Origin of the sequence: Cetobacterium sp. (assembly GCF_048470075.1) — a bacterium.
In the GTDB taxonomy this organism is placed as follows: domain Bacteria; phylum Fusobacteriota; class Fusobacteriia; order Fusobacteriales; family Fusobacteriaceae; genus Cetobacterium_A.
This window is the reverse complement of record NZ_DBGBQB010000384.1, coordinates 1-5733: the sequence shown is the minus strand read 5'-3', so window position 1 is coordinate 5733 and position 5733 is coordinate 1. Positions and strand designations below refer to the sequence as shown.

The following is a 5733-nucleotide window of genomic DNA, read 5'->3' as shown; positions in this document are numbered from 1 at the left end:
AAATAAAACAGTTGAATTATTATTCAAAAAGTTGTAAAATACTAAAATCGGATATGTTCGAATAAAGGAGATAGGAAATGGAAAGAATCACAAAGAAACTGCACGAAATTGAAAAACAATATTTAGAACTTGAAAATGGGATTATTGATTATAGCAACAATACTATTAAATCCCCTGATTTAAAAAAAATGGGTTCTAAATTTGGAATTTATGAGCAAAAAGGTAAAAAGATGATGTTAAGACTAAAAGCTGTTGGTGGAGAGCTTTCTAAAGAGAACTTCAAAGATTTAATAGCTATTATGTTTAAACAGGATATCCCTTTTTTACATCTTTCAACAAGACAAAATTACCAACTTCATGAAGTTGATTTTGATAAAGTTAAATCCACTATTGAACTTTGCAATAGTAAAAAAATGTATTTTAGAGGTGGTGGAGGAAATACTTTTAGAAGTATTTTAGTTTCTACATACACTGGAGTGGATAAAAAAAGTAACTTTGATGTAACACCATATGCTAAAATGATTGAAAATGAGGTTTTTCTAATTGATAAAGCCTTTGATTTTGGTAGAAAATTAAAAATCGGTTTTGCAAATAGCTTAGAGGATGAATTTGTTATGGCCGTACAAGATATGGGATTTGTGGCAAAAGAGATTAATGGTAAAAGAGGATTTAAAGTTTTCGCCGGTGGAGGTATGGGAAGAGGTAGCAAAATTGGACATATCTTAATAGAGTTTCTTCCTGAAGAGGATCTATTGAGAGCTGTTAAAGCTATGATTGAACTTTTCTATGACCGTGGTGACAGAGTCAACAGAATGCAAGCAAGACTTAGATTCTTAGTGGAGAAAATGGGTATTGACGGATTTAGAAAACTTTTTATGGAGTATTTTAATAAGGAAACTATAGACAATGGTACTATTGAAACTGTTAATTATCCAGATTTTATCTCTAATTTAACTAAATTTGATTCAAATAATAGCAACGATGAAAACTATAGACAATGGACTGATCTATGTGTAAAAGAGACTAAGTTTAAAGATGTTGTCTCTTTAGTTCTATATGTTAAAAATGGCGATTTATCAAAGGAACATGCACAAAAATTAGCAAATCTTTTAGATGAGATTAACGCTCCGCTTATAAGAGCAACTATCAATCAAAACTTAGTTCTTCCAGTAGTTCATAACTCTGCTTTACCATATATATATGAGTTTTTAAATAATGAAATTCCTGAGATTATGAGTGAGTCATTCTCAATTAGAGGGCAAATTAGAGCTTGTGTTGGAGCTAAAGTTTGTATGATTGGAGTTCAAGACTCAGTTTCTGTGGCTGATGCAATTGGAATAGAACTTGATAATCTAGCTAAGCAATATCCTCAATATAGAAAAATTATATTTAAAGAAGCTAAAAATATCAGAATCTCTGGATGCCCTAGTTCATGTGCCGGAATTCCTGTTGCTCCTCTAGGGTTTATAGGTTTAAAAAGAAAGATAAATGATGTTTTAACTGACTGTATGCAGGTTTATATGGGTGGAATATTGACTGAATCTATCCAATCTTTAGCGTTTGAAATTCCAAACTTAATCATACCAATCGATGAAGTTCCTGTTCTTGTTAAAAGACTTTTTGAGGACTATTTAGAGATGTTACAAGTATATGATTTAACTTTTGCTCAATATATGTATGAAAGAAGATTAGAGGAGTTTTAATCTTTAAAATACTAATGAAACAAAATTGATGGTAGAGAGATCTAAATGATTTTTCTACCATTTTTTTTCACCATGCTTTCATTCTTTTTTTGAAAATTATTTTTCATTTAATATTTTATTTGAATTTTTTTTTAATTTTTCTTGACTTATAATCTTTTTTAATTTAAAATTACCTCAAAAGAAAAATTAAGAGGTGATTATTATGTTAGCTGAACACTCTAAAAGTAAAAAAATTTTTGATAATGGATTTCAAATTTCTAAAAATGCTGATTTAGCATCTAAAATATATGGAAAAAAAAATGTAATCAATGCCACTTTAGGAATTTTTTATAATGATAATGAAGAGATGCATACCTTAGATATTGTTAATGATGAATATAAAAATCTATCGGGTAAGGAGCTTTTTAACTACTCATCTAGTATAAGTGGAGAGGAACTTTTTATTGAGGCTGTTAAGCAATATACTTTTGGAAAAAACTATGCTAGGTCTTTAGAGAATAATTTTGTTGAAGTTATTGCTACTCCAGGTGGAAGTGGAGCTATCTATAACACCTTTAAAAACTATATCAATCCCGGTGAGGTAGTCCTTTTACCAAACTATATGTGGAGCTCCTATAAACTTATGAGTAAAGAGGTGGGAGGTGGTCATCAAACCTACTCTCTATTTAACAAAAAGGGGAAATTTGATTTAATAAACTTTAAAAACTCAGTGATTGAATTGGCAAAAATCCAGAAAAATTTAGTTATTGTTTTAAATAACCCTTGTCATAATCCAACTGGTTATACTCTGTCTACCTATGAGATTAAAGGTATTATGAATATTTTAAAAGAGGCTTGTAATATGTGTAATATAATTTTAATTAATGATATTGCATATATGGATTTTAATGTGAAAAAAAATGATTTAAGTGAATTTTATAGGGATTTACCTGATAATTTTCTTCTTATAGTTACTTTTAGTATGTCTAAATCTTTCTGTTGTTATGGTCTTAGAGTTGGTGCTCAAATCGCCATCTCATCATCTAAAGATACCATTGAAAATTTCTTAGATGCCAGTTTATACACTTGTAGAAGTGTCTGGTCCAATATATCAAAAGGTGGAATGACTCTTTTTAGTAATATTGTTTTAAATAGAAAAAAATATAGACAGTTACTTTTGGAACAAAGTTATATGAGAAATATGGTAAAAGAGAGGGCAGATATCTTCCTAGCTGAAGCTTCTGCTATTAACCTTCCCATTCTGCCTTATAAGAGTGGTTTTTTTATAACTATCCCTTTCTCTCAAGGTTTAGAAAAAGAGATTGAAACAAAATTAAAAAATGAAAATATTTTTGCTATTATTATTCCTGGTGGGATTAGAATTGCTATTTGTAGTATCCCAAAATATAAGATATATAATCTAGCAGAAAAAATAAAAAAAGTATTATATTAAATATATTTTAAATGGAAGGGATCTTAGAGATCCCTTTTTCATCTACCTTTAAACTGCTGCCTTATCCATTTTTCTACTTACCTTAACCCCTCTTACTCCTATTGCTACAAGTGCCAATATAAAAAGTATAACTCCAAGAGTGTAAACAATATACATATTCTCCAATCTTAATCCCTCTGGAGCAGCTAAGAAGTAACACCCTATCATAGATGTCATAAATGCTGCTGGAATACCAGCTACCCAGTAATTTTTACCCTTTTCTATAAAATAATATGTACATGTCCATAGTCCAAGAGTTGCTAAAAGTTGATTTGTCGATGCCACATATCTCCATAGAGTATTAAAACCAAATTGTGATAAAAATCCAGCTAATAAAAATAGTGGAAGTGCTACCATCAATCTATTTTTAAAAGAACTTTGATTAAAATTTAAAACCTCTGCAATAGTAACTCTTGCACTTCTAAAAGCTGTATCACCAGTTGTAACTGGTAAAGCGATCAATCCAAATAGTGTAAATATTAAACCATACTTCCCTAGAAGCCCCGTTATCATCTTACTAACTGCTACCATTCCACCACCACTTCCAGCTAGTCCCTCTACACCATTAAAAAATCCTAATGATATTGCAGCCCAAGTTAAAGCTACAAATCCCTCTAAATACATTGCTGCCATAAATGATTTTCTTCCATCTCTCTCATTTTTTAAACATCTTGCTACCAAGACAGATTGCGTGGAATGGAAACCAGAGATTGCTCCACAAGATATAACTACAAACATATATGGGAATATTGGAAGCTTTTTTGGATGTAGGTTTGATAAACTTACCTCTGGGATTTTAATCCCTTTTATTAACATTGCTCCAATTAATAAAAACATCATCATTACTAAAGCTCCTCCAAATAAAGGGTATACTCTTCCAATAATTTTATCAATTGGCAATAGTGTTGCCACAATGTAGTATCCTACTATTAAAGCTAACCATAACTTCTTATTAATACCTGTGAATGATTGCAAAATTTCTGCTGGTCCTGTTATAAAGGCAACTCCAACAATAACCAACAGTACAACTAAGAAATACTTGGTAAACACTTTTGCATTTTTTCCTAAATACTTTCCTATCAACTCCTGCATATTCTCCCCATTATTTCTCATAGAGATCATTCCAGTATAATAGTCATGAACTGCTCCTGCAAAAATAGTTCCAAAAACAATCCAGATAAATGATGAACTTCCCCACATTGCCCCGGCTACTGCTCCTGTAATCGGTCCTAATCCAGCAATATTTAAAAACTGTATCAATAGACTTTTAAACCAGTTCATTTGAACAAAATCAACTCCATCAGCCTTAGAGATAGCTGGTGTTTCTCTCTCATCTATCCCAAAGTTTTTTTCTAAATACTTTCCATAAGTATAGTATGCCACTATTAAAATTATTACTCCCATAAAGTAACTCTTCATAATACACCTCCATTATTCAACTATTGTTAACCATTTTTTATATTTTTCATTCTCTCCCTCTACAATTTTAAAAAACTCCTCTTGAATTTTTTTTGTGATCTCTCCTCTACTTCCACATCCAACTTTTTTATTATCCACTGAACTAACAGGAGTTATCTCCGCTGCAGTTCCTGTTAAAAAAATCTCATCTGCCATATATAAAAACTCTCTTGGTAAAGTTTCATATTTTACAGTTATTCCAAGATCTTTTGCGATATTGACTACAACATCTCTTGTTATTCCAGCTAGAGATGAGGATGCCATAGGTGGTGTCAATAGCTCTCCATTTTTTACAAGAAAGATATTCTCACCGCTTCCCTCACTTATATTTCCAAAATAATCCAGTGCTAGTCCCTCTTCAAATCCAAGTTCTAATGCCTCCATCTTAATCAACTGAGAACTTAAATAGTTTCCTGATGCTTTAGCTAGGGCTGGTAAAGTATTTGGTGCAGGTCTTCTCCAAGAGGAAACACAAACCTTTATACCATTCTTTAATCCATCCTCTCCTAGATAAGCTCCCCATTCCCAAGCTGCAATCATTGTTTCTACTGGATTCCCCAGTGGATTCACTCCAAGTTGATTATATCCCCTAAAAATAAGCGGTCTTATATAACCACTCTTTAAATTGTTTACTTTCAGTGTTTCTAAAACTCCATCTAAAATCTCCTCTTTTGTATATGGAATCTCCATATTATAGATTTTACAAGAGTCAAAAAGTCTATCTATATGCTCTTTTAATCTAAACACTGCCGATTTCCCATTTTTTAATCTATAGAATCTTATCCCCTCAAAGCATCCAGATCCGTAGTGCAATACATGAGACAGTACATGTACTTTCGCCTCATCATGTTCCTTTAACTCTCCATTAAACCAGATTTTTCCAGTGTTTATCATAATAACTCCTCCCATTTTTTTATATTTAAGTAATAAAAAAGACTTGAATCTATATAGACTCAAGCCTTAAAATACATTTTTTCGCTCAAGCCTTAAATTTGTACTAAAACAAGGCTTGAACAATTAGAAGAAAAATTTCTTACTAAATCCAAACCATAGAGCTCACTATTATTATCAGTACTAGTAAAAATTCAGTTTTTAATTTAG

The 5733-nt window shown here is 31.2% G+C and carries 4 protein-coding genes; 2 read left to right on the top strand and 2 right to left on the bottom strand.

Features of this window, described 5'->3' with window-relative positions; genetic code table 11:
- Window positions 1-77 precede the first annotated feature (77 nt).
- Window positions 78-1703 carry a hypothetical protein gene (locus ACMOUI_RS13385; RefSeq protein WP_418966189.1) on the top strand — a complete coding sequence of 542 codons (1626 nt, stop codon included), beginning with the start codon at window positions 78-80 and terminating at the stop codon, window positions 1701-1703.
- Window positions 1704-1905: 202 nt separating this feature from the next.
- Complete coding sequence (locus ACMOUI_RS13380; RefSeq protein WP_418966188.1) at window positions 1906-3135, top strand: pyridoxal phosphate-dependent aminotransferase; 1230 nt, start codon at window positions 1906-1908, stop codon at window positions 3133-3135.
- 48 nt (window positions 3136-3183) lie between these two features.
- On the opposite strand, the gene ACMOUI_RS13375 is transcribed toward ACMOUI_RS13380, so the two are convergent.
- Together ACMOUI_RS13375 and ACMOUI_RS13370 are read right to left on the bottom strand one after the other, a co-directional pair.
- Complete coding sequence (locus tag ACMOUI_RS13375; protein WP_418966187.1) at window positions 3184-4593, bottom strand: carbon starvation protein A; 1410 nt, start codon at window positions 4591-4593, stop codon at window positions 3184-3186.
- Between the two features lie 12 nt (window positions 4594-4605).
- A complete protein-coding gene (locus tag ACMOUI_RS13370; protein ID WP_418966186.1) occupies window positions 4606-5526 on the bottom strand; it encodes a branched-chain amino acid transaminase in 921 nt (306 codons plus the stop codon).
- Window positions 5527-5733 lie beyond the last annotated feature (207 nt).

Coding starts and splice junctions, on each gene's coding strand:
- ACMOUI_RS13385 (WP_418966189.1), top strand. CDS start 78: ATGGAAAGAATCACAAAGAAACTGCACGAAATTGAAAAACAATATTTA.
- ACMOUI_RS13380 (WP_418966188.1), top strand. CDS start 1,906: ATGTTAGCTGAACACTCTAAAAGTAAAAAAATTTTTGATAATGGATTT.
- ACMOUI_RS13375 (WP_418966187.1), bottom strand. CDS start 4,593: ATGAAGAGTTACTTTATGGGAGTAATAATTTTAATAGTGGCATACTAT.
- ACMOUI_RS13370 (WP_418966186.1), bottom strand. CDS start 5,526: ATGATAAACACTGGAAAAATCTGGTTTAATGGAGAGTTAAAGGAACAT.